Genomic DNA, 26,281 nt, shown 5'->3' on the forward strand with positions numbered 1-26,281 from the left:
GTCGGGCCCCGGCGCTCGTCAGGCTCGTTAAGGCACGCATCTCCGGACCGTAAGCGCCGGGGGTGCGTAGTTCGATTTGAAGCAGTGGAGCGGGTTCCTGCCGCTGCATCGGCTCACGCTTGAAACAGCATTCCCCTCGATTGACTCTTTTCCGCCTACGAGCGTCACCTTCACCGGATCCCTTCTGTGTTCTGTCTCCTTGGTCTCCCATTTCCCGGGCTGGCATCAAGATTGAAACATAGACACCCACAATATTAGAATGCGGTAATCGTCCGACTCATTACCTCGCTTAAAGGTGCTCACATGCAGGATCCTATTGCTCACTCCGACAGCACGGTGGGGCGAGTCGAGGTCAAGGAAACCACCTGCTACATGTGTGCGTGCCGCTGCGGCATCCGGGTTCACATGCGCGACGGCGAGGTCCGCTATATCGACGGCAATCCCAATCACCCCTTGAATAAGGGGGTGATTTGCGCCAAGGGCAGCTCAGGGATCATGAAGCAGTACTCGCCTGGGCGCATCACCAAGCCGCTGCGCCGCAAGGCGGGAGCCGAGCGTGGCGCCTCCGAGTTCGAAACGATCTCCTGGGACGAGGCGTTCGCGATGCTCGAAGAGCGCCTCGGCCGCCTGCGCGCCGAGGATCCAAAGAAGTTCGCGCTCTTCACCGGTCGCGATCAGATGCAGGCCCTCACAGGTCTCTTCGCCAAACAGTTCGGTACGCCGAACTATGCCGCACACGGCGGCTTCTGCTCGGTGAACATGGCCGCGGGCATGATCTACACCATCGGCGGCTCCTTCTGGGAGTTCGGCGGGCCGGATCTGGATCGCGCCAAGCTCTTCGTGATGATCGGCACCGCCGAGGATCACCATTCCAACCCGCTCAAAATCGCCATCTCCGAGTTCAAGCGGCGCGGCGGTCGTTTCATCTCGGTCAACCCGATCCGCACCGGCTACTCGGCCATCGCCGACGAGTGGGTGCCGATCAAGCCCGGCACCGACGGCGCGCTGCTGATGGCGATCTCCCATGAGATCCTCAAGCAGGGTCTGTTCGATCGCGATTTTCTGATCCGCTACACCAACTCGGCCGAGCTGGTCATCGACGATCCGGCACGCAACGATCACGGTCTCTTCTACCGTGCCGAGATGCACGTGGAAGAGGGCTGCTTCGATCCGGAGAACAAGCTCTGGTGGGATCGCAACATCGACGGCCCCATTAGTACCCACACCCCCGGTGCTGCGCCGCGTCTGATGGGCAGCTACAAGCTCGACATGGACGAGGGCATCCCGGTCAAACCGGCCTTCCAACTGCTCAAGGAGCGTCTGGAGTCCTGCACCCCGGAATGGGCCGCCGAGATCACCGGTATCCCGGCCGAGACCATCCGCCGGCTCGCCCACGAAATGGGCGTGACCGCGCGCGATCAGAAGATCGAGCTGCCGATCCCCTGGACGGACTGCTGGGACAACGAGCATCAGTCCGTGACCGGCAACCCGGTGGCCTTTCACGCGATGCGCGGCATGGCCGCCCATTCCAATGGCTTCCAGACCATCCGCGCGCTCGCCGTGCTCATGACCCTGCTCGGCACCATCGACCGCCCCGGCGGCTTCCGCCACAAGGCGCCCTTCCCGCGTCCGATCCCGCCCTGCGCCAAGCCGCCTCACGGTCCCGATGCTGTCCAGCCGAACACGCCGCTCGACGGCATGCCGCTCGGTTGGCCCGCCAAGCCCGAGGACCTCTTCGTCGACGCCGACGGCGGACCGGTGCGCATCGACAAGGCCTTCTCCTGGGAGTATCCGCTCTCGGTGCACGGTCTGATGCACAACGTCATCACCAACGCCTGGCGCGGCGACCCCTATCCGATCGACACCCTGTTCCTCTTCATGGCCAACATGGCGTGGAACTCCTCCATGAACACCAGCGAGACGCGCAAGATGCTGGTGGACAAGGATGTCGAGGGGAAATACAAGATCCCCTTTATCGTCGTCTGCGACACCTTCTCCTCCGAGACCGTCGCCTTCGCCGATCTGGTGTTGCCCGATACCAGTTATCTGGAACGTCACGACGCCCTGTCGATGCTTGACCGACCGATCTCCGAGTTCGACGGCCCGGTGGATGCGGTGCGCATCCCGGTGCTGCCGCCGAAGGGCGAGTGCAGACCCTTCCAGGATGTGCTGATCGAGCTGGGAACGCGCCTGAAACTTCCGGCCTTCGTCACCGCCGAGGGGAAGCGAAAGTTCCGCGACTATCCCGACTTCATCGTCAACTACGAGACATCCCCTGGATCCGGAATCGGCTTCCTGGCCGGCTGGCGCGGCAAGAACGGCGATCAGGTGCTCAAAGGGGAGCCCAACCCCAAGCAGTGGGAGATGTATGCCAAGAACGGCTGCGTTTTCCACCACGAGCTGCCGCCCAGCTACCAGTACATGCGCAACTGGAACAAGGGCTATCTGCACTGGGCGCGTGCCCACGGCATGGTCCGCTATGCCGAGCCCATCACCATCCATCTCTATTCCGAGGTCCTGCAGAAGTTCCGGTTGGCTGCGCAGGGCAAATGGCCCGGGCGCCAGCCGCCGGATCGGCTGCGCGAGCGCGTCGAGACCTATTTCGACCCCTTGCCCTTCTTCCATCGCCCCCTGGAAGACCAGCTGGTCGACACCGTGCGCTATCCGCTGAACGCACTCACCCAGCGTCCGATGGCCATGTATCACAGTTGGGACAGCCAGAACGCCTGGCTGCGTCAGATCCACAGCCACAACTATCTCTTCGTCAATCCGCTCGTGGGCAAGAAGCACGGCTTCGCCGACGGTGACTGGATCTGGGTGGAGTCCACGCTGAGCAAAGTGCGCTGCATGTGCCGCTTCTCCGAGGCGGTCGAGCCGGGTACGGTCTGGACCTGGAACGCGATCGGTAAAGCCAACGGTGCCTGGGGGCTCGGGAGCAACGCGGACGAGTCGCGCAAAGGCTTCCTGCTGAATCATCTGATTTCCGAGGAGCTTCCGCCCAGCGCGGCTGGCGCGCATCTCTCCAACTCGGATCCGGTCACGGGTCAGGCCGCTTGGTTCGATGTTCGGGTCCGGGTCTATAAGGCCGGTTCCAACGAGCCGCGTGTGTCTTCGCCCCAGTTCGACGCCATGCCGCGGCTGCCCGGCCAGGAGAAGCAGCGCGGCAAGTGGCAGGCCTATATGGCCGGCGTGTTCGGGAAGAAGTAGCTTCGGCCCTCAGCGGTCGGTTCCGGGTCCGGCGATGAACGCCATCGCAGGTTCGCAAGCCGACGTCCGATACCGCGGCTGACGGCCGACAACGAAGAGATTTAGACATGACTCAACTCGCCCTGGTCATCGACCTGAACGTGTGCGTCGGTTGCCATGCCTGCGTAACGTCCTGCAAGGAGTGGAACACCTCCGGCTGGGCAGGCCCTATGGTGGACCAGAACCCCTATGACGGCAGTCCGACGGGGACTTTCTTCAATCGGGTGCAGACCTTCGAGGTCGGTGTCTTCCCGAACACCGAGACGGTTCATTTTCCGAAGAGTTGTCTGCACTGCGAGGAGCCGCCCTGCGTCCCGGTCTGCCCGACCGGCGCCTCGCACAAACGGGCCGACAACGGGATCGTGCTGGTCGATTACGACAAGTGCATCGGCTGCAAGTACTGCTCTTGGGCCTGTCCCTATGGTGCTCGTGAGTTGGACGAGCAAGAGAAGGTGATGAAGAAATGCACCCTCTGTATCGATCGCATCACCGATGCCACGCTGTCGGATCGTGACCGTCAGCCGGCCTGTGTGCTGGCCTGTCCGACCAGTGCGCGGCTCTACGGCGATGTCCATGACCCGGATTCGGAGGTCTCGGTGGCGATCCGCGAGCGCGGTGGATACCAGCTGATGCCTGAATGGGGCACCAAGCCGGCGAACCATTATCTACCGCGTCAGAAGACCCGGATGTACATCAGTCCGGACGAGCTGACGCGTGTCGACAACCCGTTACGCAAAGAGGACCTCACCACCTACACGGGTGAGGAGACCTTGGACGACGTGGCCTGGTAGGGATGCCCGCGGGTCGGAGCGTACTGGACGGGTCGAGCAGAGCAACACCCGTCTTCGATCTCCGAGCCGGTCCGGATGAATCCGACTCGCCGATACGACATTCGTTACCGGACATTTGTTACAGGACAAAGGCATCTACCCATGCACCCCGCATTCTCCGTCATCTTTCTGACCACGCTGCTCGGTGCCGGTCAGGGTCTGTTTCTGGCCATGTTTACCGGTCAACTCTATGCGCTCGCACGGTTCCTCCCGGCGCAGGAGGACCAGTTCTACGCGATCGGGAGCCTGGTTGCGCTCCTCTTGCTCGTGATCGGTCTCGGTGCATCCTTCTTTCATCTCGGGCGTCCCGAGCGGGCCTGGCGCTCCGCCGCGATGTGGCGCACCTCTTGGTTGTCGCGCGAGGTCATTATCCTGCCGATCCTCATGGCGCTCGTGTTTGCCTACAGCGTGGCGCACTTGATGCAGTGGACGCAGCCCTGGTTCCGCATCGGCGAGGCGCTTGGCGTGGATGCGACCCTCATCCTGGGGCTGCTCGGGACGATTGCCTCCTTCGCGCTCTTCGTCTCGACCGCCATGATCTATGCGAGCGTCAAGTTCCTCCAGGAATGGCACTCGACCTTCACCGTCACCAACTTCACGTTCTTGGGGCTGGCCTCCGGATTCATGCTGGCCGCCGCCTACTCGGCGTACATCGGCAATCCCTTGGTGTCCTTCTTCGGCACCTGGGCAGTGGTGCTGACCTTGGCGGCACTCCTCTCGCGCGGCGCCCATCTCATGCGCAACGCCCGGCTCAAGCACAAGAGTACAGTTCAGACCGCCATCGGTGTGCGCCACACCGCCGTCGTGCAGAAGGCGCAAGGCGCGATGGGCGGCAGCTTCAACACGCGCGAGTTCTTCCACGGCCGCAGTCCCGAGACGGTTCGACTCGTGCGCAACAGCTTCCTCGTCCTGGTCTTCCCGATTCCGATCCTCTTGATCTCCGGCGCCTACCTGATCGAGTCGACGACGCTCCCCGTCCTCGCCTTCGTGATCCAGTACCTCGGGCTTATCGCCGAGCGCTGGTATTTTTTCGCCGAGGGCAAGCATCCGCAGAACCTTTACTACCAGAGCATCTCCTGACCGACGAGTCGCCTCTGCGACCGGGGTGCACTCGAAAAAGGAATCCTGGATAGCGCTTCTGAACAATGAGTTGTGTCGTAGGTTGTGCCGAGTCGTGCGAGGCACAACCAACCGCCGGCGCGAGTTGTGCCTCCTATCGTCAGCACAACCTACGGGCCTTGGCGCGGTTTAGAACCAGCGTTTGATGCGGAAGAACACCAGCATTCCCACCGCTAGGATCAGCATCACCCCCAAGAGCCCGAAATAGCCCCAGTGCCACGCAAGCTCCGGCATGTACTCGAAGTTCATGCCGTAGATACCGGCCAGGAAGGTCAGGGGTATGAAGATGGTCGCCGTGATGGTCAAGACCTTCATCACCTCGTTGGTGCGATAGCTGATGCCCGAGAGATAGAGATCGAGCATCCCCGAGATAATGTCTCGAAAGGTCTCGACGGTGTCGACCACTTGGACGGTGTGGTCGTAGACATCCCGCAGGAAGACCCGTGCGGTCTCCCCGACCAGCTTCGAATCCCCGCGCTGCAGACCGCCTATCACCTCGCGTAACGGCCAGACCGACTTGCGGAGTTGAATCATTTCGCGCTTGAAGTTATGGATCGACTCCAGGGTATTGGTGCCGGGGACAGCGAAGAGCTCCTGCTCAAGATCTTCGATGTCGTCGCCGATGCTCTCCAACGTGGTGAAGTAGCGGTCGACCACGACATCGATCAGCGCATAGGCCAGATAATCCGGTCCCATGGCGCGGCCACGAACCTTGCCGCTCTTCAATCGATCGCGAACGGCGTCGAAGATCGGACTGCTCTTTTCTTGGAACGAGAGTACGAAGCTCGATCCCAGGATCAGACTCACCTGTTCGACCCGGAACCCACCTTCCTTGTCGTAAAAGGGTATCTTCAGCACCAGAAACAGGTAGACGCCGTAGTCCTCCAGTTTCGGCCGATGGTCGCTGTTCAGGATATCCTCGAGAACCAGGGGATGAAGGCCGAAGCAGGCGCCGAGGGTCTCGATGTGCTCGACCTTATGGATCCCGTTGATGTTGACCCAGGAGACCCCTTTGGTCTTGGCGAATCCGCAGCAGCGGTCGACCTCGCGGACGCCGAAGGTGACCTCGGAAAAATGCTCGGCGTCGTAGGTGACGATATCGAATGTTATCGGCTCCTGACTCGGCTCCCCGATATGCACCAGCGTCCCGGGCGGTGCCCCGATCTTGCGATGCGGACGCTTTCTGAGCAGCTTCTTGCGGGCCATGCGGCAACTCCTGGCGGTGCGGAGCCCGAGAATAGGGCAGGGAGACGCCCCGGGTACAGCCTGTTGTTGCCCGAAGCACGGCGAGACCGAGATCCGCGTCGGGATTCCCGCTTAGGGGTTGCGGTAGGCGACTCCCGGTATAAGCGCATACCCGCCGGGTCAGCCGCAGAGGATCGTTCTTCAACCGGCAATGAGCCCCGGGGACAGCTAGACGCCGCCGACACCATTCAGCCACGCCGGTCGCCCCGGCTAAACGCCGTGGGATACACTTTTGGACGACGATGGCCGACCGAATCGCACCTTGGCGCTGCTCCCGATCAGGGGTAGCCTCTTCGACCTCGATCCTCACATGAGAAGCACCCTTCGATGTTGACGAAGCAGCCCGACCAACCCGCGAGTGCCCTGTCCGAGCTCTACAAGAACGACTTCCATGCCTGGACCCGTCGTGCGGCGGAGCTGGTACGCCAACACAAGCTCGACGCGCTTAATCTAGAGGATCTTGCCGAGGAGCTCGACAGCATGGGAGCGAAAGAGCGCCGCGAGCTGATGAGCCGTTTGGACGTGTTGATTTCGCATCTCTTGAAGTGGGCGTTTCAGCCCGACCGCCGAACCAATAGCTGGGACGGAACGATCCGGGAGCAGCGCCGCCAAATCGCGCGAGCGATCAAGCTTAGCCCGAGCCTGAAGCCTTTCTTGCCGGAAGCCTTGACCGATGTGTATCCGGATGCGGTCGAGCGTGCGGTCTTCGAAACAGGACTCCCCGAGCATCTGTTTCCGCAGGACTGTTCCTATTCGCTCGATGAAATCCTCGACCGGAACTTCTATCCGGGCGAGCCATGAATCTCGATAAGCTTCGGACTGAAATAGCGTGACCGCCGAGTCGATTCGTGTCCGCGGCCTGGTCCAAGGCGTGGGCTTTCGCCCCACCGTCTGGCGCCTGGCCCGCGCGTGCGGCCTGTGCGGCGACGTGCGCAACGACGGCGAGGGCGTGCTGATTCGGGTGTGCGGGAACGTCGCCGAGGACGCTCCCGGCGTGAGCGGCTTTTTGAAGAGACTGCATGAGGAATGTCCGCCGCTGGCGCGCATCGATTCGATCGAACGTACTCCGATCGCGGATGCGCAGGGGGTGGCCGACCTCGCGCGGAGGCAAGACTTCGTCATCCTGGAGAGCGCGGCGACCGCCGTGCATACCGGGATCGTCGCCGACGCGGCCACCTGCGCGGCATGTGTCGCCGAGATTCGGGATCCCGCCGATCGGCGCCATCGCTATCCCTTCACCAACTGTACCCACTGCGGGCCGCGTCTGAGCATCGTCGCCGGGATCCCCTACGACCGTGCCCGTACCAGCATGGCGGCATTTCCCATGTGCCCGGACTGTACGGCGGAGTACAAGGATCCGGCTGACCGACGCTTCCATGCCCAGCCCAACGCCTGTCCTGTCTGTGGCCCCAAGGTCTGGCTGCAGGATGCCGCGGGGTGCGTCCTGGAACCAACGGCGCTCGGTGCGGAGGATGCGATCGCCGCGGCGAGCCGACTGCTGGCCGAGGGGCGAATCCTGGCCATCAAGGGGATCGGCGGCTTCCATCTCGCGTGCGATGCGACCAACCCGGATGCGGTCGCCGAGCTGCGTCGGCGCAAGCGGCGCTACGCCAAGCCGCTCGCGCTCATGGCGCGCGACCTGGATGTGATCCGGGGCTATTGTCGGGTGACGGCGCGGGATGCGGCGCTGCTTTCAGGTCCGGCTGCGCCGATCCTGCTCTTGGATCGGGCCGGTTCGGGCGGGGCGGGGCGGGGCGGGACATCGGCGGATGATGCGATGGCGCTTGATGGGTTTCGCTGCGCTCTCCCCATCCTACGTGATTGCGATGCGGTGTTTCGACCCTTGGCTCCGGATGTCGCGCCGGGTCAGACGACCTTGGGTGTCATGCTGCCCTACAGTCCGATCCACCATCTGCTCCTGGCGGACTGGGATCGGCCCCTGGTGATGACGAGCGGCAATCTCAGCGAGGAGCCGCAGTGTATCGACAACGCCGACGCTCTCGGGCGGCTCGCGCAGCTCGCCGATGTTCTGCTGTTGCACGATCGGGCGATCCTCAATCGGGTCGACGACTCGGTGGTTCGGGTCATGGCGGGGCAGCCGCGCCTGCTCCGGCGTGCGCGCGGTTATGCACCCACGCCCTTGCCATTGCCTCCCGGCTTCGAGGATGTACCGCCGCTGTTGGCGCTAGGGGGAGAACTCAAGAATACCTTCTGTCTGGTCCGCGACGGTCAGGCGATCCTCTCCCAGCATCTCGGCGACCTGGAGGACGCCAAGACGGCGCGCGAGTACGAGCGGACCCTCGCCCTCTATCTTGACCTCTTCCAGGTCGTCCCCGAGGCGCTCGCCGTCGACCTGCACCAGGACTATCGCTCCAGCCTGATCGGGCGCGACCGGGCGGCGCGCGACGGCGTGCCGCTGATCGGGGTGCAGCACCACCACGCCCATCTCGCCTCGACGCTGGCGGACAATAGCTGGCCCTTGGACGCCGGACCCGTGCTCGGCATCCTGCTCGACGGACTCGGCTACGGCAGCGACGGCACACTCTGGGGCGGCGAGTTCCTGCTCGGCGACTATCTGGACTTCGAGCGGATCGCCCACCTCAAGCCGGTGGCCATGCCCGGAGGGACACGCGCGATCCTGGAGCCCTGGCGCAACCTCTATGCGCACCTGGAGAGCGCGGGCGGTTGGGCGGCTTGGCGCGCGCGCTTCGCCGGGCTCGAGCCGATCGAACGGCTCGACGCCAAACCGCTCGGGATCCTGAGCACACTGATCGCGCGCGGCCTCAACGCACCACTCTCGAGCTCGGCCGGGCGGCTCTTCGATGCCGTCGCTGCGGCGCTGGGCGTCGGCGGCGAGGTGCTGACCTACGAAGGGCAGGCCGCCATCGCGCTGGAGTCGCTGGCCGCCGTCGCCATGGATCGGGTCGGCGACGGCTATCCGTTCGCACGCTCGACGGGGTCGACCGGCGAGGTGCTGGACCCGGCACCGCTCTGGGACCACCTGCTCGCGGACATCTCTCGCGGCCGTCCGCCCGAGGAGATCGCTGCCGCCTTCCATGTCGGACTCGCGACGGCGCTCGGCGGGCTCGCTCGGGAACTGGCGAGCCGTCACGGCCTCTCGACCGTCGCACTTTCCGGCGGGGTCTTCCAAAACCGTCTGCTTCTCGAATCGGTCACGAGCGGACTTGAGGCCGTCGGACTCCGGGTGCTGTTGCAGCGCCAGGTGCCGGCCAACGACGGGGGGCTGTCATTGGGCCAGGCGGCGGTTGCGGCGGCGTGGGTCTTGGCTGGCGATCCTGGGACCTGAGCGCGATTCCACGTGCTGCATCAACAGAAAAACGCCATCTCCGCCCTCGTGCTCGAGCGTCATTTCGGCGTCTCTTGCCCGGCCGCTTGGGGCGTCAAGCACAAGCTCCCGCAGGTCATGCTTGAACGTAACGCCGACCGACAACTGCCCTCCTGCAGGATGCCGACGCGAGGCGACTGGCCGCCAAGGGGCTCCAATTAGGGTTATCCTAGCCACCCATCCATTCACGTGCCGCAATACGGACATGGGGAAAACAGGGTCACTCTACACCCGCCAGTGCTTTATGGACGTGGCACGGCGTCGCGCACGCGAGGCGCGGGTCTTGTTGGACTATCCCACGTCCCAGAAGCAGCGCGACGGGGCCGTGACCATGGCCCTGATCGCGGCCGAGTGCGCGCTGAAGGCCGCCTTGCTCCAGGGCTTACAGGCCAACTCGGTGGGCGATCTGGCGGGGCGATCCGAAGCGGACCTATTTCGCGGCACCACAGGCCACGATCTGTTGGCGATATGGCGCGGCCTGCCGACAAACGTCGGGGCACTGGCGACCCCAGCAGAATCCCAAGCCCTGAGCCTCTTGCGGCAGGCGAATCCTTACGAGCACCGCTACGGGGCCAAGAAGCCCCTGCGCAGTCTCGCCGAGCCCTTGATCCAATCGGCCGAATGTCTGGTCGACTGGATGCGGGCGCTTCCGACCTAGATCGGGACCACGACCATGACGACCGAAGCCTCGCTGTCCGACCTGCGACATGCCATCGAAGACCTGTTTCACCCCCGGCGCCTCGTGGTCCGACGCGGACATGCCGGATCTGTCGATCTGCGCGTCCTGGCTGATGACTTCGCCGATGCGGAAAATCCCCTGCGGCTCTTGAACGAGCGGCTGGAGCAGCGGGACCTGCATCTGCCCGAGCGCACCCTAACCCTGCTCAAGTCCCCAGACGATCTGGAGGACGACGACGAGCAGCGGCTGTTCTCCCAACGCCTGATCGGCACGCCCAATTGGGCCGACGCGCTAATGCTTGAGCCCCAGACGCCGGAGCTGGACGATCGCGGTCTACCGGATGGGGTCAAGACGATTGCATTCTGGGGGCTGAAGGGCGGTGTTGGCCGCTCCACGGCCCTGGCGCATGTCGCGCTGCTCTTGGGGCAGCGACAGGTCAAGGTCCTCGCGGTAGACCTGGACCTGGAGTCGCCGGCCTTGGTTGGCGCCATGACCGGATATTCGGGCGGCGTCCCCCGCTTCGAGGACTTGGTGCGAATGGCCGCAGCCCCAAGTCTCGGCGACGAGGCCCTTGAGCGGGCCGTGCAGGGCAGCCTCCTGCCAGCCTCCGGTGCCGGCAGCCTAGTCGAGGTGCTCGGTCCCGCCGGGGCGGATATCCCATTCGTCCATGCGCTCTTGGGGCCGCTATCTCCGAGCGTCTTGTACAGCGGCATCCGCCCCCCGTTGCGCAGATTGCTGCGCGCGGCCGTGCGCGCATCCGGGGCACAGATTGTCCTTCTGGATGCTCGCTCCGGTTATTGCGACGAATCGGCCGTCGCTGTTCTGGACCTGGCGGACGAGGTGGTGCTGTTCGCCTCGCCTGCACCGTCGACCTATCCATCACTGGTCCCCGCGGTCGCCGCATTGGAGCGCAGCCGCCGGGCGCGCGGGCGGCCGGGACCCATTCACTTCGTCGCCGGCATGCTACCGGCCGGAGACGATGCGCGTGCGAATTGCGTCGAAGAGTTCGCGCTCCAGCTCGAAATGGCCCGCCAGGGAATTGCTGAGATGCTGGAGACGCCGTCCGCAGATCTACCGCCCGAGGCGTCCATCGTCACCATCGATTATTCAGCCCGGATCGTCGAAAACGAGGGCGGGCTCTTGGTCAGCGGTCTTGGCGAGGGCTATCGGGAACTCGCCGAGCGCATCCAGCCCCCACCCTTGCCACTCTCCTTCCGCCAGATTGATGAGGGTTGGGCTGCCACGGTCATCCGGGAGGCACGGATTCCGGTACCCCAAGCGGAAAGCGAGCCGGACTCGAAAATCCTGGCCGATCTCTTCACGCGCACATCCGATCTGGACCGCTTCGTCCGCCAAGATACCTGTCTCGTGCTGGGGGCCAAGGGCACGGGTAAGAGCTATCTGCGGCGCATCTGCCTGGAGCAGCCGGCGCTTCTTCAACATCGCGCGCAGGTCCCGGCACTTCAGAATACGGTCTTTGTCGAGGGCTATGCCAGCCCGCGCGCCGGTCGCGGTGCGTTGCCACCGGCATCCCAGAACCTGCTGCGCGAGCTGGACAAGCGAGTCGAGGGCCGTTGGAGCGAGGTGTGGTCGGTGCTTGCCTTGGGGCGTTGCACCGCTGTCTTTGACCGCGAATGGTCCTACTCGGCGACCGCGTCCCTGTCCGCTGCCGATCGGGCAATGCTCCAATCGCTCAATGGCCTTGTGCAAGCGGATGGCGAGCAGGCTGTATTGGACGCCGTCTCCGCGCTATTGAGCAATAACCAGCCGTTGTTGATCAGTGACGCCTGGCGGGCGATGGATGCCTGGTGCGAGCGCGAGGGCAAGCATGTGACGCTGTTGTTCGACGACCTGGATGTTGCGCTCGGCGAGAGCCACGAAGCCATCGCGAGACGCCGCGGCATGATCGTCGGCCTGTTGGATCAGGCCAATGCGTCCTGGACATCGAGCCGCCACCTCGGCGTCAAGATCTTTATGCGCAAGGATATCTTCGATGGTCTGGCGACCGAGGAGCAGGCCAAATACCAACGGCGTCAAGTGACCTTGAGCTGGCGTGCCGACGACATCTGGCGCCTGATCGTACGCGCCATGGCAGCGGCATCACCGGCGTTTCGCGGGCACCTCGAAGGACAGGGCATCCGGATTCACAAACTGGAAGAAATCCCGAAGGAGGATTGGGAGGGCGCACTGGCCTTGATTTGGGGCGAGCGGCTCGGCACCGGGGCCAGCAACACCCGCTCCACGGTATGGGCAGCGAAGCGGTTGCGAGACGGCAACGGGCGTCTCTATCCGCGTGCCGCGCTCTGGCTGCTCGAATCCGCCGTGCGCTCCCGCAAGTCCGAGCGGATTGATACGCCACCACTTCTGGACCCGCGCTCGCTGCGCGACGCCATACCGGACGTTTCTGAAAGCAGGCTGAACGAGCTCATAACGGAGAGCGGTCAGGAGCAGCGCTCGCGCATCGAGCGACTGGCCGGATTCAAGTCGTATCAAGATCGGAAAGACTTCCTGAGTGCGTTGCAGCAGGCGGGCGAGAGCGACCCGGCCGTAGCCCTAAAGACACTGGAGGATCTCGGGATTGTCGAGACCGGTGCGCGGCGCGATAAAACTCCTACGGTACGCATTGTCGACCTGTATGCGTTCGCGCCGCAGCTTCGGATCGAGCGGCTGGGGCGACGCTGAGGCGGATCCGAGCAACTCCGGTGCGATAAGCTGCAACCAAGTTTGAGCCATCGGGCTTGACGCGACAACCCGACCCACGCCGACAAGCCACGCCGAGCCCGCCATGCCCCGTCCGATCCGCGCCCGCATTCATCTGGATGCGGTCCGCCATAATTATCGTCAAGCCAAGGCCCTGGCGCCGGGTGTGCGGGCGCTCGCCGTGGTCAAGGCCAACGGCTACGGGCACGGTGCGGTGGCGGTCGCGCGTGCCCTTGCCGAGGAGGCCGACGGTTTTGCGGTCGCTTATGTCGAGGAGGGGCTGGAGCTGCGCGAGTCGGGTATCCGAGCGCCAATCCTGCTGCTGGACGGCGTCTTCTCGGAATAATCGGGGAGGAATAATCGGGGACGTACCACGGTTTCCGACGCGGCCCCCGATGCCTGGGGATTTGGGTGCTGCCGGCGAGGTCCCGTCCAGCACTCCGTTCCCGGCGGTGTTGCTGATCGAGAGATGGCGTGACAGATAAGGGTCTCCCGTATCGCCGAAAGAAAGACATGACTAATCGGCAGGTACAAGCCGACCTAAAATCGCGCGCACAGCTCCGCGGATATCCTCTAGGTTGTCCCGGAGCGTCGTTTGGGTCGCTCGACTCTTCTCCTAATGCCGGAGACATAAAGAGGTGAACTATGTCTGCTGTGAAAGAAAGGATGGCTGATGTGATCCGGAATCAGCCTGACGACGCAACGAATGAAGAAATTCTCAGAGAGCTCGCGTTTGAGAAAATGGTGTCGTCGGGATTAAACGACTCAAGGGAGGGGAAGACAATCTCGAAGGACGAAATGAAGCGAAGGATTGGCGCATGGCGTAAATTAGGTGGACGGAGGAGGCTGTAAAATGGCTCCATTACAGAATTGCCTATGTTATCAGGCGGGATACTGTCGAAATTCTCGGCATTTTCCACGGTTCAATGGAAATTGAAAGGTACAACAAGTAGTGCCATTCGGGACAGACCAAAATGGTACTGACCGTCAGATCGATGTGCCGCCGCTTAAAGAACAGTGAGCGCTTTTAGCTGGGCATTGCACCGACCTAGCCGACTGCGCCTCGCCGGTGTTGGTCGGGTAATACGGAAGTTCAGACAAGCCTCGACGCTTGATGCGCAGCTCGGCAGGAACCGCAAGGATCTGAACCGCGGCGAGAGTTCCGGCGTAGGCCGGCGGGCGTTGGCGCCCCTACCGCGACCTTTCCCCGGTCGACCGGGACCACTGCCGGGTCCGCCCGACCGGTAGATCGGATCGCAACCCGTCGCGGGCCGTCGGATGCCGGCGGAACCCAAGCCGGAACCCCGCTAGGCGACGGACCGGGCAATGGATCGGATCATGTCTGCCGCATCGGGATAGCGCCGAGCAAGCTCCTCCACGTCGCCGATCTCGACGTCGGACGGGATCACCCCAGGCCACTCGGTGCTGCCGCCGAGAAACCACCGACCATCGCCAACGAGCCTGGCGGTGTGAAAGGTGCTCTCCGGAATCGGAAACTGCACATGCTGTCCGTCGGCCAGGGCCGGGCCGATCACGACGCGATCGTGGGTTCCGTCGGACTTTAAAAGCAGCAGCTCAATGGGATCGCCCAGATAATAGTGGTAAAGCTGATCGTTTCGGATGCGGTGCGGACGAACGGGAGCGGTTGGCGTGACGAGGAAATAGAGGCCCGAACCGGCGGGGTGCGCCTCGTCGAAAGGCCCGGGCAAGACCCCCTGAGGGACCTGCAGACCGCTGCAATAGGTCGACCGTACGAACCCACAGGTCTGGTTGGGCTCAAGCGCAAGAAGATCGCACACATCTTGGGCTGTCATGGGGTTTTGCATCTGAGTCCTCGTCAAGGTCGATTGGAAAGGTCGAAGACGGCCGGGATCACAAGCTTCGACCATGCAATACCGCTACCTGCCGCCAATCGGCCGTAGACTGAAAGAGAGCCACGAGTGCGCCGAGAAATCAAGCGGCTACTATGCACCTGTTCCGATTGAGGCATTGGGCTCCGCCATGGTCGCTGCCGAGTTGATGCGGGCTCCCCCACGCGCGGATCAGCTGGATGGCTCGCCGGGTGAGAATGGCAAACATTGCGCCTGCGGCGCGTCTCAGTAACCGGAAAAGGCGCTCGCGTCGACGATGCGGAAGAAGCCCTCTTCCTCGATGATGGCCAGCGACACGGTGTATTCGTTGACGAACATGCCGTTCGGCGTGCGGACGCTGATGATCTGGAACCTCGCGTCGCCCCGCTGCTCGTCCCGGTGGACGCCCTTCGGTAATCTCATGTGGGCGCTGGCATCGACGTCTGCGACGTCGCCGTTATAGACGGCGATAACCTCGACATGGTCGAAGTAGTCGAACGGGCCGAGCTGCTTCTCCAGGTTCGCAATGCGGGTCAGCAGGGTGTCGAGGGTCTGACCCTTGGTTGCACGGCTCGAGAACACCCCATGGATGCGATCATGCAGCCCGGTCACCGGTGGAACGCAAACTGATGGGCGAAGGATCGGATGCGCTCGGCGAGCACATCGGCGCCCTCCCGGCTACCCACGATCCGCAGTTGCTCCGGCCGCCGCATTGTCGTCCAGACATAGCCGGGCGCGATCTCGGTGCTTCGCTCCGCGTCGATCAGGTCGCTGAAGCCTTTAGCCATCAGGTTCTCGATCCCGTCGATGCCGTTGAACCGGATCTTGTAGTCATCAGGGTGCTCGAACACCGGGTCTTCCCACCAGACTTCGTGACCTTCCGCGTTCAGGAGGGTGAAAAGCTCACCGTTCTGCAGACCGCGAAGGGTTGTTTCCGCTGCGTCGCGATTGATCCGCCCTTTGCGGTCGGCGAAGATGGCGAAGACCGAGGGTAGGGGGAGCTCACGCTCCGCGACCAAGCGCTCAAGGAATCGCTTGTTCTCTTTCGGTGTGCAGGGCATCAGCGGAACCTCTTCTACACTGACCATGATCGGGATGATGTCTCGACTCCAATGACCCTGACCGTTCGTCTGGCGCAGCAGCAAGATGAGTCAATGTTTCGTTGCCTTGAACTATGGCGGTTCGGCAAGCTCGGATCTCAATGCCTTCTGTACCGAAGGCTGACGACCGCGATCATCGCCGCGTCGCCCTTATCGTCGCTCGAGGCCGCGTCCGCCGAGGCACGGTCGGAAGAGGCTTACCCGGTCGTGCTCACGCCTGCCGAGCAAGCCTTCATCCGCGCCCATCCAGTCATCACGCTCGGCACCAACGATAGCTGGGAACCCTACGTCATCGTCGACGCGGACGGTGCCATCAGCGGCTACGACGCCGACGTATTGGCCCGGATCGAGGCATTGACCGGGCTGCGCGTGCAACTGCTGCCGGGCGACTGGCGCGAGCGCCAGAACCAGGCACGGCTCCGTGCGATCGACGGGCTCAGTACCGGTGTCGTGCATCCGGAGCGTGCCGATCATCTGAAATTCTCCGCGCCGTAAATCCGACTTCACAAGTACCTGGCGGTGCCCAAGGGCAATCCGCTGAACCTGCGCGGCCGCGACGACTTGGACGGGCGCACGATCGCGATCCATCGCGGCAACCTGTTCGAGGAGCAGGTTGCCCGCGGCTTGCCGCGCGCCCGCATCCTGCAGCTCGAGACGGTCGATGCGGTCATCGAGGCGGTCACCACCGGTGCCGTCGACGCCACCTTCGACAACGGATCGCTGCCGTATCGGGCCAATCGAATCGGCCGGCCCTTTCTGCAATTTGCGTTCGATCTCAACGAATCGCTGGATCTTGTGTTCGCAGTGCGCGACGACTGGCCGGAGGCCACCGCGATCATCGACGAGGGACTTGCGGCGATGGGCGAGGCCGAGTGAGCTCGCCTGCAGGCGCGCTGGTTTCTGGCCCCGCTGACCGCCTCGAGCGGCACCTGCGAGCTCGTGCTCAGCGACGAGGAGCGGGCGTTCCTGGATCGCCTGGGGCCGATCCGGCTGTGCATCGACCCCGACTGGATGCCCTTCGAGAGCCTGACGGCGGACGGCCGTAGTCAGGGCATCATCACGGACCTCCTGAACGGTATGCGTACTTTGTGGGAGTGGCTTGGCCGCTAAGGGGTGTCCACCACATTCAGTGCGGCGCGCAATTCCTCCGCGGTTTGCGGGATGACCAATCTTGCCACCGGCGCCCCATCCTCCAACTGCGGATCGCGATCAAGGAGTATCTGACGCGCGACTGCGCGACGCGTGCCCCGGACGGGGGTCAGTCTGGCGATCTACTCCGGTCAGGCCGGCGAACAGTTTGCCTATGGACTGGAGCGTTTTCTGGAGGAGGCCCGCGCGCTCGCCCGCTTTGATCAGCACCCCGGCATCGTCACCGTCAAGAGCTTCTTCCGCGCGCACGGCACCGGCTATTGCGCGATGGACTATGTCGAGGGGCTGACGCTCAAGGCGAATACCGGAAACCCTCATACCAATGGCGTAGGTTGTGCCGAGCCGTGCGAGGCACAACCAACCGTCGGCGCGAGTTGTGCTTCCTATCGTCAGCACAACCTACGGGCATGGAAGTTTGCGGAAATCTCCTAAAAGCACCGTATCGACCCATCGCGGGTCACCCCACCGGAATCAGAACCCCATGTCCACGCCCCGGATCAACCCCGAATTCGCTCCAATCCTGCATCCCTTGAGGGCCGGCGCCATCGACTTCTTCCTCGCCGCCAGCCTCTACCAGGCCAGGAAAATCAGTTTCAGCGCTGCCGCTTCCCTTGCGGGGTTAGGCTTCGACGAATTCCACTATCGCCTGAAAGAGCATTTCGGGGCCGGTTTCGCCATCGATGACACGGTCGTCCTGGCGGGATACACGGATTGGCGCGTGCCGACGAAGGATGATGTTGGTGACCCTGGTCAATTGCTCCAGCGGCCAGCCCAAGACCTGGAATGACACCGGTGGCTTGCCGGCGCTGACCGTCGACCGTCGGCGACAACACCAAGGGTCTCGGCATGACCGCAAGATCTGGCGCGGGTCAGCCACGCGCCTAAGCCGGACGGGGCATTCGCTCCGTCCGGAACGTTCCGGCGCTCGTTGGAGCCCGTGGCCCCGGCGTTGTTCGCGAGTCTCCAGCCGTTCGGGATGGGGTTTCAAACCCCGTCTCGCGCCCGAGTTTCCGTCCGCATTCCTACGATCGAGTCCGTCGGTGCCCGTGGCCCCTGCTATCGATGTTGTCTGCACCTTCACCATCTGCTAGCGTCTCCCCGAATACGCCATCGTGTTCCGTTATAGTGCACGTTGCGCGATATCAGCAGAGTGCTTCGGTATCGGCTAGGCAGAATACGCGGTTCGTTGGCGCCACGACATGATCGTCCTCATTCCATCCCATGAGGCAAACAATGAAATACAAGGTTGCTCTCCGCAGAACAGACGAAGGTTTTAGCGTTTCCTGCCTGGGCTTACCAGGCTGTTGGTCTCAGGGGAAAACAGAAGAAGAAGCTTTGGAAAACATTGCGGATGCGATAACCGGATACCTCGCTGTTTAGGCAGAATTGGCTGCAATAGAAGGTGCCGAGGTACGGGAAGTCGAAGTGGCCGCATAGCAATGCCGAAGGTTCCCGGGGTCAATCATCGCGATGCTGTTCGTGCCTTAGAGAAAGCGGGTTTCCGTGTTGTCCGGGAAATCAAGCACATCATCATGTCCAATGGGATACGGATCTTGACTATTCCCAGAGGCAACCCTGTTGATGCGTTCACGCTCGGGGGAATCGTCAAAGATGCTGGCTTAACAGTGGAGCAATTCAGGAACCTTCTTTGATACGGTTAAACCACGCCGGGCGTGGTATGCGATGGTTTTCGGATTAACCGGGGGCACCCTGCTCGACGGACGCTACCGCATCGGGCGGGTGCTCGGGCACGGTGGCTTCGGCACCACCTATCTGGCGCGGGACGAGAACCTCCAACTGCGCCTGGCAATCAAGGAGTATCTGCCGCGCGATTGTGCCACCCGCGCGCCGGACGGGGTGAGCCTGGCGATCTACTTCGGCGGGCGCATCCCGGTCGAGCAGGCGTGGCGGCTGCTGCAACCGGTGATGGACGCGCTGCGGGCGGTGCATAAGGAAGGTCTGCTGCATCGCGATCTGGCGCCGGACAACATCTACATCACGCGCGACGGGCGGGTGAAGCTCTTGGACTTCGGCGCGGCGCGCTTCGCCGCCGGCGAGCACAGTCGCAGTCTCTCCATCATCCTCAAGCCCGGCTATGCCCCGGAGGAGCAGTACCGCTCACGCGGCAAACAGGGTCCGTGGACCGATGTCTACGGCCTGGCCGCGACGCTCTATCGCGCCATCACCGGGACCGTCCCGTCGGAGGCGCTGGATCGGCTGGATCAGGATGATCTGGTCGCCCCGTCCCGGCTCGGGATTGCGATCACCGCGGGGCAGGAGGCGGTCTTGCTCAAGGCTTTGGCGGTGAAGGCGGACGCGCGCTATCCGAGTATGCAAGACTTATTGGATGGATGGCGGGAGAGCCAGAGCGCGCCGGCGAAGCCTCCTGCCGGCGCACCGACTCCGCCAACATCGCCCCAACTGATTTCCGGTCGCTACCGACCGCTGGGTCCGAACGGCGCCATCATCGAAGACCTCACCACCGGGTTGCACTGGATGCGATGCAGCCAAGGTCAGCAGTGGAACGGCGTTGCCTGTGACGGTGCGGCGGCGAGGCTGACCTGGGAGGAGGCGATGCGGCAGGCTCGGGGATGGTCGTTTGCGGGATACACGGACTGGCGCGTGCCGACGAAGGATGAGCTGCTGACCCTGGTCTATTGCTCCAACGGCCGGCCCAAGACATGGAATGATACGGGTACCATGTGTCAAGGTCAGTATGCGCGGCCGACGATCGTCCACGTCGCCTTCCCGACTACGCCAGACTCCTGGTTTTGGTCGGCGTCGCCCTATGCCGAAGATCCCGACTACGTCTGGAGCGTCAACTTCAACTATGGCGATGTGGACAGCTTCGGCTACAAGTACTCTGTCGGGCATGTGCGTTTCGTGCGCGGCGGACAGTGACTTTGCTTTGTTGTCGTGCTCTCGGCCTGTTTCCGCCATCCATCTCCATGGATGTCGGCGGCCTCGTTCATTTCCGAGAGCGCGGTGCTACCCATCCATGTTCGTTCTTCGGCGACTGGACCAAAAACCATTCATCTCAATGCTCCGGAAAAGGTCCCGACGATGCGCTTGAGCCCCTTCGAACGACAACTGATTCAGGATTCGATTGCCGCGATTGACCCGGATGCCGAGATTTATCTGTTCGGATCCCGCGTCGACGATCAGGCCCGGGGTGGCGATATCGATCTGCTCGTCCTGTCGAACCGGATCGACTTCATGGCCAAGCTCGACCTCCTGGCGCGCTTGCATCGTCGTTTGGGCGAGCAAAAAATCGATCTGATGATCGAGCCGGACACCTCTCGTCCGTTGGCACGCATCGCGGTCGAGACGGGGATACGTCTATGAAATCAGATCAAGTCCAATGGCTGCGCGACGAAATGGTGAACCTGGAATTGGCCGCGACCCACTTAAGGTTCTCGTTGGATCGCACACGCGAGCTGATCGACCGGCCGGTGTGGTCACTCGAGGAGCTCGAGCGTCTGGAATCCTTGACCAGTCGTTTTGCGCGTCTCGCTGATCTGCTCGTGCAGCGCGTGCTGCGACTGATTGATGACCTGGAGTTGGCGCCTCGCGGCAGCGTGCTTGACCGCATTCAAGGTGCAGAAAAACGCGGTTGGTTCGAGGAGTCCGGCCAGTTGATGCGCATTCGAGAGCTGAGAAACCTGATCGCACACGAATATGTCAGCGACCAGATGCCGGACATCTTTCGGGCCGTTGCCGCCTTGACTCCGGCGCTGCTCGCCGCGATTCCGAAGGTCAAGGCGCATGGCGATGCCCTGATTCGCCGCTATGCGGGCGACGACAATTCAGCGGATTCCACACGACAGGATTGATTGACGCGGCCACGTCATCCCTTCGGCTTCTGTGGGTTCAGCTCATTGGACCGGCCACCCAAACCCTCAAGAACTCGTGACACCAGCTCCGCGGTATCACGCATATCCCTGGCACTCTGCGCCCCGTGTCGGATTGGCCCGAGCGATGAGCAAGGCCGGTTCCGCGCGATCGGTCGATGGGCTGAGTCGTCGCTCTTGCTGCCGTGAATGGTTTCGACGATTTGCTTACGTGGAACTGTACGTATATTGCCAATGCCCGTACTCGACCCTTCATCGAGGCGACCTGTAGAGCGCTTGGCTACGAACCCCCTGTGATCTGTACACTGATCGAACTGATGGAGGACTCAATCCAATGTGGCAAGACCCGATCGTCGCGGAGACGCGCGCCCTCAGAGACGAATACGCAAGTCAGTTCAACGACGACATTGATGCCATGTTCGAAGACCTGATGGCGAAGCAGGCCAAGCATCCCGAGCTTATCGTTTCATTTCCGCCGCGCCAGCCCATCGCCAAACCGCTTGGAACGGAACATCAGAGCCCCGGCATCGGTCACCGGTCACGCGCGAGGACGACGAGCACATGACCTGCTTTGTGTAAAATTCGCCGCGTCTCGGTTGACCGCCTTTGCCCCGACTGGCTTCGAGTTCAGGATCAATTGCCCAGATGGATACCGCGAAGATGGCAGCCTGCCCCAACTGTTTCGGAGACTTGAGCGCCACCGGCTGCCCACACTGCGGCTGGCAGCCGGGCGCGAACAACCCGCCGCCGGCGCTGGCCTTGGGCACCCTGCTCGACGGACGCTACCGCATCGGGCGGGTGCTCGGACACGGCGGGTTCGGCATCACCTACCTGGCCAGGGACGACAACCTCCAACTGCGTCTGGCGATCAAGTAATACCTGCCACGCGACTGTGCGACGCGCGCCCCGGATGGGGTGAGCCTGGCGATCTACTCCGGTCAGGCAGGCGAACAGTTTGCCTATGGGCTGGAGCGTTTTCTGGACGAGGCCCGCGCACTCGCGCGGTTCGATCAGCATCCCGGCATCGTCACCGTCAAGAGCTTCTTCCGTGCCCACGGCACCGGCTACTACGTGATGGACTATGTCGTGGGGCTGACGCTCAAACAATACCTGGAGATCCAGCCCGGCGGGCGCATCCCGGTCGCGCAGGCGTGGCGGTTGCTGCAACCGGTCATGGACGCACTGCGTGCGGTGCATAAGGATGGTCTGCTGCATCGCGACCTGGCGCCAGACAACATCTACATCACGCGCGACGGGCGGGTGAAGCTCTTGGACTTCGGCGCGGCACGCTTTGCCGCGGGAGAGCACAGCAAGAGCCTCTCGATCATCCTTAAACCCGGCTATGCACCGGAGGAGCAGTACCGCAGCCGCGGCAAGCAGGGGCCTTGGACGGATGTCTATGGTCTGGCCGCGACACTCTATCGTGCCATCACCGGGACCGTGCCGCCCGAGGCGCTGGATCGGCTGGATCGGCTGGATCAGGATGATCTGGTCGCCCCGTCCCGGCTCGGGCTCGCCATCACGGCGGCGCAGGAGGCGGTTTTGCTCAAGGCGTTGGCGGTGAAGGCCGACGCGCGGTATCCGAGCTTGCAAGGCTTGCAGGAGGGATGGCGGGAGGTCGAGACCGCGAAAGAGAAGCCTCCGGCTAGCGCACCGCCGCCGTCTGCGGCTCGAAAGGATCCCCAGGATAACGGGCAAACCGCGAGCTGGTATCGGAAGGCCGCCGAGCAAGGAAACTCCCAAGCTCAAACCAATCTCGGCTGGATGTACGCGGAAGGTCGCGGCGTGGCGCAAGACGACCGGGAGGCGGTCAGTTGGTATCGCAAGGCCGCCGAGCAGGGTCATTCTGAAGCCCAGCAAGCGCTCGATGCATTGCTCCATCGGTAGTGCGAGGCCGGTGGGCTCTTATGGTTGCAAAGATGCTAAACCTTGTCGACGGGCGCATGGGCGAGGCGACATGAGTCGCATATTCCATACCCCGCAGTGCCTGTTTGCCGGGTGCATCCTGGCGCTCCCATGGTCGCCCTGTACCTTGGCCGACGGCGCGGACTTCACGGCTGCAATGAACGCCGTGACCGTGCGGGTGCTCTGTCGTCAGGAGTCGGACTTCGTCTCTACCGGTTCCGGATTCATCGTCGGCGGCGGTCTCTACGCGGTGACCAACTGGCATGTGGTCGCCTGCACTGCGGCTGGCGGGGCGGCGTCAGTGCTGCTGCGCGCGGGTGCCGACGGGCTCGTCGAGGCATGGGTTCAAGTGCATGACGAGAACAAGGATCTTGCGATCCTACGCCTGGCGCGCCGGGCCGATCGCCCGGATGCCCGATTCGCCACGGCGGCCACCCTGCGGCAGCGTGATCCGGTGGTCGCAGTTGGTTTTCCCGGCGATGCCGATGACTGGGCGGCGTTCGCGGCCCTGGCCGACGCAACCATGACGGTGGGCGTCGTCGGGCGTCTGCTGCCGCCGCCCGTCGATCCGACCCAAGTTCCGCGTCTGGTGCAGATCAACGCGGCCATCAATCCGGGCAACTCGGGCGGGCCCTTGTTCGACGATTTGGGGCGGGTGGTCGGCGTCAACACATTCAAGCCGCAGGTTGCGGTGCCGACGCTCGGCGATGACGGCGAGGTTGTGATGCGCTTGATGTCGAGCGGCGAGGGCCTGGGTTGGGCAGTGCTGAGCGATAGCCTTCTACCGATGCTCGACCGGGCCGGGATTCGGTATCGGGTCGACACCGGTCGGCCGTTTGCCCTGACCCGGTTCTGGCATCGCGAGCCAGGGCTACTGATCGCCATGGTGCTGGTGACCGTGCTCGCTCTCGGGACGCTCGGACTGATCGCGACCGCGCCCGGTCGGGCCTTGGTGCGTGACCAATTGACCCGAATCCAGCGCACCGGGCGTGCAGCGCCGGCGGTGCCCGGGGTGCCTCCGGTATCAGGCGCGTCTCAGCCGATCTTGCGCGGACTCGCCGGTCCCTATGCCGGGCAGGTGATCCCGTTGGGGCGCGGGTCCGTCGCGATCGGGCGTGATCCCGCGCTGGTCCAACTGGTGATTCCGGGCGATCAGGCGGCGATCAGTCAGCGTCATGCCCTGGTGGGGTACGATCCGGCGCGGCGCGATTTCTTTGTGCGCGACTGCTGGTCGACGAACGGGGTCTTTTTGATGCGCGGCGAGGCCAAGGGGGCGGCGCTGGCGCCCGGTCATCAACAGACCCTACGTCCGGGCGACCGATTCTGTCTGGCGACGCCGGCGATTTGCTTCGAGGTGGGCTATCGATGATCGGGTTCAGCCTTCCGCGCACACCAATCGTCTCGATCTGGCTCAAGGCATCCGGCGATGTGCGCCGGTCTCAAACCTGGGTGCTTCGGGTCGGTGATCAGCGTTCCGGTCGGGGTAGAGTCCGGGGTATGTTGTGCTTCCTAGCGTCAGCACAACCTACGGGGTTCGTTTTTTTTGGAGAGCGCCTGAGGCTTCCCGATGGTTGCGGCGGTCCTGGCGACAGGACCCAGGCGCCATGACCGGCCTCGGCTTCACCAGCGCGACCCTCAGCAAGCCCGGTGCGCGCGCCGACAACGAGGATGCGTGCGGTGTGCGGGAGGATGGCCGTGGCGGGGTCTGGATCGTCGCCGACGGGTTGGGCGGGCATGGCGGCGGGGAGGTCGCGGCGGGGATCGCGGTGCAGGCGCTGCTCGGGGCGATCGATCCGGCGGCGGGGCTCGGTCCGGATTGCCTGGCCGATGCCTTGCGCGTCGCGGCGCACGCGCTGCGCGATCGCCAGCAGGCCGAGCCGGCGTTGAGCGGGATGCGCACCACGGTGGTGATCCTGGTCAGCGACGGGGCGCTTGCGCTTTGGGGGCATGTGGGCGACAGCCGGCTGTACTGGTTTCGCGACGGGCGGATTCGCGCGCAGACCGAGGATCACAGCGTGCCGCAGGCGCTGGTGAAGGCCGGCGAGCTGGCACCTGAGGCGGTGCGTTTTCACGAGGACCGCAATCGACTGCTGCGCACGCTGGGCGAGGATAAGCCATCGCGTCCGACCCTGGTCGAGACGCCGCTGTGCCTGATGGCCGGCGATGCCTTTCTGCTCTGTAGCGATGGCTTCTGGGAGTGTGTGACGGAGGGCGAGATGGAGATCGCCCTGGCCAAGGCGGCTGACCCGACGCACTGGTTGTCGAGCATGGAGCGGCTTCTGATCGCGCGGGATCGCGCGGGTCAGGACAATTACACGGCGATCGGGGTCTGGGTCCGGGCGGGCGACGCGCCGCCATGAGGCCGCAGCGGCGCGACCTCAACACCTTGAGCCTCTCGATGCTGGACGTGATCGCGGGGGCGATGGCCGCCTTCCTGATCATCATGGTGATCCTGCTGCCGTACTACGATAAGACCTCGGTCGACCAGCAGGCGGGGATTGAAGGCCTGCAAATCTGCGCCTTCGGCTGCGCTTTGGACAAGACCGAGGTCGACCAGCCGGCGCAGATCGATGCCTTGCGGCGCGGCGCCGCCGACCTCGAGGCGGCCCTGCGCTCCGCTCGGGCCGATGCGGCGGCGTCCGACGCGAAGGCCGGCCGGCCGGGCAGAGGCGGAAGCGGAGCGTCAGGCGCAGCGCGCAGAGGGCCTGGCGCGGCAACTGGCCCGGACCTTCCTGGTGCTGTACGTCCGCTGGGATACACTGGACGACGTCGATCTGCATGTGGTGGATCCGAGTGGCGCCGAGTTCTATTGGGACGGACACAAGACCATCCGGGGACGTCCGGGCGAGCTGAGCGAGGACAGCATCATCGGTCCCGGCAACGAGGTGTGGGAGATTCGCGACGCCCCGGCCGGCGAGTACAAGATCGAGGTGAAGCTCTTCGGGATTCGGGATGCCCGCAAGCCGGTGGTGGTGAAAGGGCGGGTGTTCCACCGTGACGGGAGCGCTGTGTTCAGCGATATCAGCCTGACCCGTCTGGGCGAGCGCCGACGCATCGCCACCATTCGGGTGGACGCCCGGGGTGTGGTGTCAGTGCGATGAGGTGCATGAACTGGTATCAGCATAATCAGGTAGTTGGGCAAAGCGCAGCGTGCCCAACAGCTCCCTGTGATGGCGGCGCGGGTTGGGCACGCTACGCTTTGCCCAACCTACACGGCTGAACCCGAACCCGAACCCGAACCCCGAACCCCGAACCCCGAAC

The 26,281-nt window shown here is 63.6% G+C and carries 27 protein-coding genes and 1 pseudogene; 24 read left to right on the forward strand and 4 right to left on the reverse strand.

Annotated elements, in window-relative coordinates:
* Window positions 1-303 precede the first annotated feature (303 nt).
* The 3 genes from soeA to soeC all read left to right on the forward strand — a co-directional run bounded on the left by soeA (window position 304) and on the right by soeC (window position 5,156).
* Window positions 304-3,207, forward strand: coding sequence for a sulfite dehydrogenase subunit SoeA (gene soeA / locus AADX97_RS25000; RefSeq protein WP_374236826.1), 2,904 nt, complete (start codon window positions 304-306; stop codon window positions 3,205-3,207).
* A gap of 107 nt (window positions 3,208-3,314) precedes the next feature.
* Window positions 3,315-4,037, forward strand: coding sequence for a sulfite dehydrogenase subunit SoeB (gene soeB / locus AADX97_RS25005; protein WP_213461894.1), 723 nt, complete (start codon window positions 3,315-3,317; stop codon window positions 4,035-4,037).
* Window positions 4,038-4,178: 141 nt separating this feature from the next.
* On the forward strand, window positions 4,179-5,156 hold the full coding sequence (gene soeC, locus AADX97_RS25010; RefSeq protein ID WP_374236825.1) for a sulfite dehydrogenase subunit SoeC: 978 nt from the start codon (window positions 4,179-4,181) through the stop codon (window positions 5,154-5,156).
* 168 nt (window positions 5,157-5,324) lie between these two features.
* Here the strand turns inward: soeC and corA are convergent, their stop codons facing one another.
* Complete coding sequence (gene corA / locus AADX97_RS25015) at window positions 5,325-6,401, reverse strand: magnesium/cobalt transporter CorA (RefSeq protein WP_374236824.1); 1,077 nt, start codon at window positions 6,399-6,401, stop codon at window positions 5,325-5,327.
* Window positions 6,402-6,767: 366 nt separating this feature from the next.
* On the opposite strand from corA, the gene AADX97_RS25020 reads away from it, so the two are divergent.
* The 5 genes and pseudogenes from AADX97_RS25020 to AADX97_RS25040 form a co-directional block, all read left to right on the forward strand.
* Window positions 6,768-7,241, forward strand: a complete 474-nt coding sequence (locus tag AADX97_RS25020) for a DUF29 domain-containing protein (RefSeq protein ID WP_374236823.1) — start codon at window positions 6,768-6,770, stop codon at window positions 7,239-7,241.
* A gap of 28 nt (window positions 7,242-7,269) precedes the next feature.
* Window positions 7,270-9,747, forward strand: coding sequence for a carbamoyltransferase HypF (locus tag AADX97_RS25025; RefSeq protein ID WP_374238655.1), 2,478 nt, complete (start codon window positions 7,270-7,272; stop codon window positions 9,745-9,747).
* Window positions 9,748-9,991: 244 nt separating this feature from the next.
* Complete coding sequence (locus tag AADX97_RS25030) at window positions 9,992-10,444, forward strand: hypothetical protein (RefSeq protein WP_374236820.1); 453 nt, start codon at window positions 9,992-9,994, stop codon at window positions 10,442-10,444.
* A 15-nt stretch (window positions 10,445-10,459) separates the two neighbouring features.
* Complete coding sequence (locus tag AADX97_RS25035; RefSeq protein WP_374236819.1) at window positions 10,460-13,147, forward strand: P-loop ATPase, Sll1717 family; 2,688 nt, start codon at window positions 10,460-10,462, stop codon at window positions 13,145-13,147.
* A gap of 103 nt (window positions 13,148-13,250) precedes the next feature.
* Window positions 13,251-13,505, forward strand: a pseudogene (locus AADX97_RS25040) (alanine racemase); the annotation flags it as partial.
* A 967-nt stretch (window positions 13,506-14,472) separates the two neighbouring features.
* Here the strand turns inward: AADX97_RS25040 and AADX97_RS25045 are convergent.
* The 3 genes from AADX97_RS25045 to AADX97_RS25055 all read right to left on the reverse strand — a co-directional run bounded on the left by AADX97_RS25045 (window position 14,473) and on the right by AADX97_RS25055 (window position 16,160).
* Window positions 14,473-14,979, reverse strand: coding sequence for a cupin domain-containing protein (locus AADX97_RS25045; protein WP_374236818.1), 507 nt, complete (start codon window positions 14,977-14,979; stop codon window positions 14,473-14,475).
* Window positions 14,980-15,261: 282 nt separating this feature from the next.
* Window positions 15,262-15,627 carry a hypothetical protein gene (locus tag AADX97_RS25050; RefSeq protein WP_374236817.1) on the reverse strand — a complete coding sequence of 122 codons (366 nt, stop codon included), beginning with the start codon at window positions 15,625-15,627 and terminating at the stop codon, window positions 15,262-15,264.
* The gene (locus AADX97_RS25055) at window positions 15,624-16,160 is read right to left on the reverse strand and encodes a hypothetical protein (RefSeq protein ID WP_374238656.1); all 537 of its coding nucleotides are present in this window, start codon (window positions 16,158-16,160) and stop codon (window positions 15,624-15,626) included. Before AADX97_RS25055 ends, AADX97_RS25050 begins: the two co-directional genes overlap by 4 nt.
* A gap of 9 nt (window positions 16,161-16,169) precedes the next feature.
* Between AADX97_RS25055 and AADX97_RS25060 the strand changes: the two genes are divergently transcribed.
* From AADX97_RS25060 to AADX97_RS25135, 16 genes are all read left to right on the forward strand, one after another.
* Window positions 16,170-16,610 carry a transporter substrate-binding domain-containing protein gene (locus tag AADX97_RS25060; protein WP_374236815.1) on the forward strand — a complete coding sequence of 147 codons (441 nt, stop codon included), beginning with the start codon at window positions 16,170-16,172 and terminating at the stop codon, window positions 16,608-16,610.
* Between the two features lie 24 nt (window positions 16,611-16,634).
* A complete protein-coding gene (locus tag AADX97_RS25065; protein ID WP_374236814.1) occupies window positions 16,635-16,991 on the forward strand; it encodes a hypothetical protein in 357 nt (118 codons plus the stop codon).
* 63 nt (window positions 16,992-17,054) lie between these two features.
* Window positions 17,055-17,225, forward strand: a complete 171-nt coding sequence (locus AADX97_RS25070; RefSeq protein ID WP_374236813.1) for a hypothetical protein — start codon at window positions 17,055-17,057, stop codon at window positions 17,223-17,225.
* A 132-nt stretch (window positions 17,226-17,357) separates the two neighbouring features.
* Complete coding sequence (locus AADX97_RS25075; RefSeq protein WP_374236811.1) at window positions 17,358-17,696, forward strand: hypothetical protein; 339 nt, start codon at window positions 17,358-17,360, stop codon at window positions 17,694-17,696.
* A gap of 49 nt (window positions 17,697-17,745) precedes the next feature.
* Window positions 17,746-18,051, forward strand: coding sequence for a hypothetical protein (locus AADX97_RS25080; RefSeq protein ID WP_374236810.1), 306 nt, complete (start codon window positions 17,746-17,748; stop codon window positions 18,049-18,051).
* Between the two features lie 446 nt (window positions 18,052-18,497).
* Complete coding sequence (locus AADX97_RS25085; protein ID WP_374238657.1) at window positions 18,498-18,644, forward strand: type II toxin-antitoxin system HicB family antitoxin; 147 nt, start codon at window positions 18,498-18,500, stop codon at window positions 18,642-18,644.
* A gap of 59 nt (window positions 18,645-18,703) precedes the next feature.
* Entirely contained in the window at window positions 18,704-18,916 is a 213-nt protein-coding gene (locus AADX97_RS25090; protein ID WP_374236808.1) for a type II toxin-antitoxin system HicA family toxin, read from the forward strand.
* 31 nt (window positions 18,917-18,947) lie between these two features.
* Window positions 18,948-20,165, forward strand: a complete 1,218-nt coding sequence (locus AADX97_RS25095; RefSeq protein ID WP_374236807.1) for a DUF1566 domain-containing protein — start codon at window positions 18,948-18,950, stop codon at window positions 20,163-20,165.
* Window positions 20,166-20,327: 162 nt separating this feature from the next.
* A complete protein-coding gene (locus tag AADX97_RS25100) occupies window positions 20,328-20,609 on the forward strand; it encodes a nucleotidyltransferase domain-containing protein (protein WP_374236805.1) in 282 nt (93 codons plus the stop codon).
* Window positions 20,606-21,097, forward strand: coding sequence for a hypothetical protein (locus AADX97_RS25105; RefSeq protein WP_374236803.1), 492 nt, complete (start codon window positions 20,606-20,608; stop codon window positions 21,095-21,097). The genes AADX97_RS25100 and AADX97_RS25105 overlap by 4 nt, the downstream gene beginning before the upstream one ends.
* Before the next feature lie 352 nt (window positions 21,098-21,449).
* Window positions 21,450-21,680 (forward strand): hypothetical protein, encoded by a 231-nt coding sequence (locus AADX97_RS25110; RefSeq protein WP_374236802.1) that lies wholly within the window; start codon window positions 21,450-21,452, stop codon window positions 21,678-21,680.
* Between the two features lie 80 nt (window positions 21,681-21,760).
* The gene (locus AADX97_RS25115; RefSeq protein WP_374236801.1) at window positions 21,761-21,991 is read left to right on the forward strand and encodes a hypothetical protein; all 231 of its coding nucleotides are present in this window, start codon (window positions 21,761-21,763) and stop codon (window positions 21,989-21,991) included.
* A gap of 39 nt (window positions 21,992-22,030) precedes the next feature.
* Entirely contained in the window at window positions 22,031-23,002 is a 972-nt protein-coding gene (locus tag AADX97_RS25120) for a serine/threonine-protein kinase (protein WP_374236800.1), read from the forward strand.
* 70 nt (window positions 23,003-23,072) lie between these two features.
* Window positions 23,073-24,389, forward strand: coding sequence for a trypsin-like peptidase domain-containing protein (locus tag AADX97_RS25125; protein WP_374236799.1), 1,317 nt, complete (start codon window positions 23,073-23,075; stop codon window positions 24,387-24,389).
* A 235-nt stretch (window positions 24,390-24,624) separates the two neighbouring features.
* Window positions 24,625-25,380 (forward strand): PP2C family serine/threonine-protein phosphatase, encoded by a 756-nt coding sequence (locus AADX97_RS25130; protein WP_374236797.1) that lies wholly within the window; start codon window positions 24,625-24,627, stop codon window positions 25,378-25,380.
* 267 nt (window positions 25,381-25,647) lie between these two features.
* The gene (locus tag AADX97_RS25135; protein WP_374236795.1) at window positions 25,648-26,121 is read left to right on the forward strand and encodes a YfaP family protein; all 474 of its coding nucleotides are present in this window, start codon (window positions 25,648-25,650) and stop codon (window positions 26,119-26,121) included.
* Window positions 26,122-26,281: the final 160 nt, after the last annotated feature.

The organism is Thiocapsa sp. C2-2m, from assembly GCF_041903745.1.
In the GTDB taxonomy this organism is placed as follows: Bacteria; Pseudomonadota; Gammaproteobacteria; order Chromatiales; family Chromatiaceae; genus Thiocapsa; species Thiocapsa roseilacustris.

What these genes read in the sequence shown, in the direction of transcription:
- soeA (WP_374236826.1), top strand. Translation starts at nt 304, where the DNA reads ATGCAGGATCCTATTGCTCACTCCGACAGCACGGTGGGGCGAGTCGAG.
- soeB (WP_213461894.1), top strand. Translation starts at nt 3,315, where the DNA reads ATGACTCAACTCGCCCTGGTCATCGACCTGAACGTGTGCGTCGGTTGC.
- soeC (WP_374236825.1), top strand. Translation starts at nt 4,179, where the DNA reads ATGCACCCCGCATTCTCCGTCATCTTTCTGACCACGCTGCTCGGTGCC.
- corA (WP_374236824.1), bottom strand. Translation starts at nt 6,401, where the DNA reads ATGGCCCGCAAGAAGCTGCTCAGAAAGCGTCCGCATCGCAAGATCGGG.
- AADX97_RS25020 (WP_374236823.1), top strand. Translation starts at nt 6,768, where the DNA reads ATGTTGACGAAGCAGCCCGACCAACCCGCGAGTGCCCTGTCCGAGCTC.
- AADX97_RS25030 (WP_374236820.1), top strand. Translation starts at nt 9,992, where the DNA reads ATGGGGAAAACAGGGTCACTCTACACCCGCCAGTGCTTTATGGACGTG.
- AADX97_RS25035 (WP_374236819.1), top strand. Translation starts at nt 10,460, where the DNA reads ATGACGACCGAAGCCTCGCTGTCCGACCTGCGACATGCCATCGAAGAC.
- AADX97_RS25045 (WP_374236818.1), bottom strand. Translation starts at nt 14,979, where the DNA reads ATGACAGCCCAAGATGTGTGCGATCTTCTTGCGCTTGAGCCCAACCAG.
- AADX97_RS25060 (WP_374236815.1), top strand. Translation starts at nt 16,170, where the DNA reads ATGTTTCGTTGCCTTGAACTATGGCGGTTCGGCAAGCTCGGATCTCAA.
- AADX97_RS25080 (WP_374236810.1), top strand. Translation starts at nt 17,746, where the DNA reads ATGTCCACGCCCCGGATCAACCCCGAATTCGCTCCAATCCTGCATCCC.
- AADX97_RS25085 (WP_374238657.1), top strand. Translation starts at nt 18,498, where the DNA reads ATGAAATACAAGGTTGCTCTCCGCAGAACAGACGAAGGTTTTAGCGTT.
- AADX97_RS25090 (WP_374236808.1), top strand. Translation starts at nt 18,704, where the DNA reads ATGCCGAAGGTTCCCGGGGTCAATCATCGCGATGCTGTTCGTGCCTTA.
- AADX97_RS25095 (WP_374236807.1), top strand. Translation starts at nt 18,948, where the DNA reads ATGGTTTTCGGATTAACCGGGGGCACCCTGCTCGACGGACGCTACCGC.
- AADX97_RS25100 (WP_374236805.1), top strand. Translation starts at nt 20,328, where the DNA reads ATGCGCTTGAGCCCCTTCGAACGACAACTGATTCAGGATTCGATTGCC.
- AADX97_RS25105 (WP_374236803.1), top strand. Translation starts at nt 20,606, where the DNA reads ATGAAATCAGATCAAGTCCAATGGCTGCGCGACGAAATGGTGAACCTG.
- AADX97_RS25110 (WP_374236802.1), top strand. Translation starts at nt 21,450, where the DNA reads ATGTGGCAAGACCCGATCGTCGCGGAGACGCGCGCCCTCAGAGACGAA.
- AADX97_RS25115 (WP_374236801.1), top strand. Translation starts at nt 21,761, where the DNA reads ATGGATACCGCGAAGATGGCAGCCTGCCCCAACTGTTTCGGAGACTTG.
- AADX97_RS25125 (WP_374236799.1), top strand. Translation starts at nt 23,073, where the DNA reads ATGAGTCGCATATTCCATACCCCGCAGTGCCTGTTTGCCGGGTGCATC.
- AADX97_RS25130 (WP_374236797.1), top strand. Translation starts at nt 24,625, where the DNA reads ATGACCGGCCTCGGCTTCACCAGCGCGACCCTCAGCAAGCCCGGTGCG.
- AADX97_RS25135 (WP_374236795.1), top strand. Translation starts at nt 25,648, where the DNA reads ATGCGGCGGCGTCCGACGCGAAGGCCGGCCGGCCGGGCAGAGGCGGAA.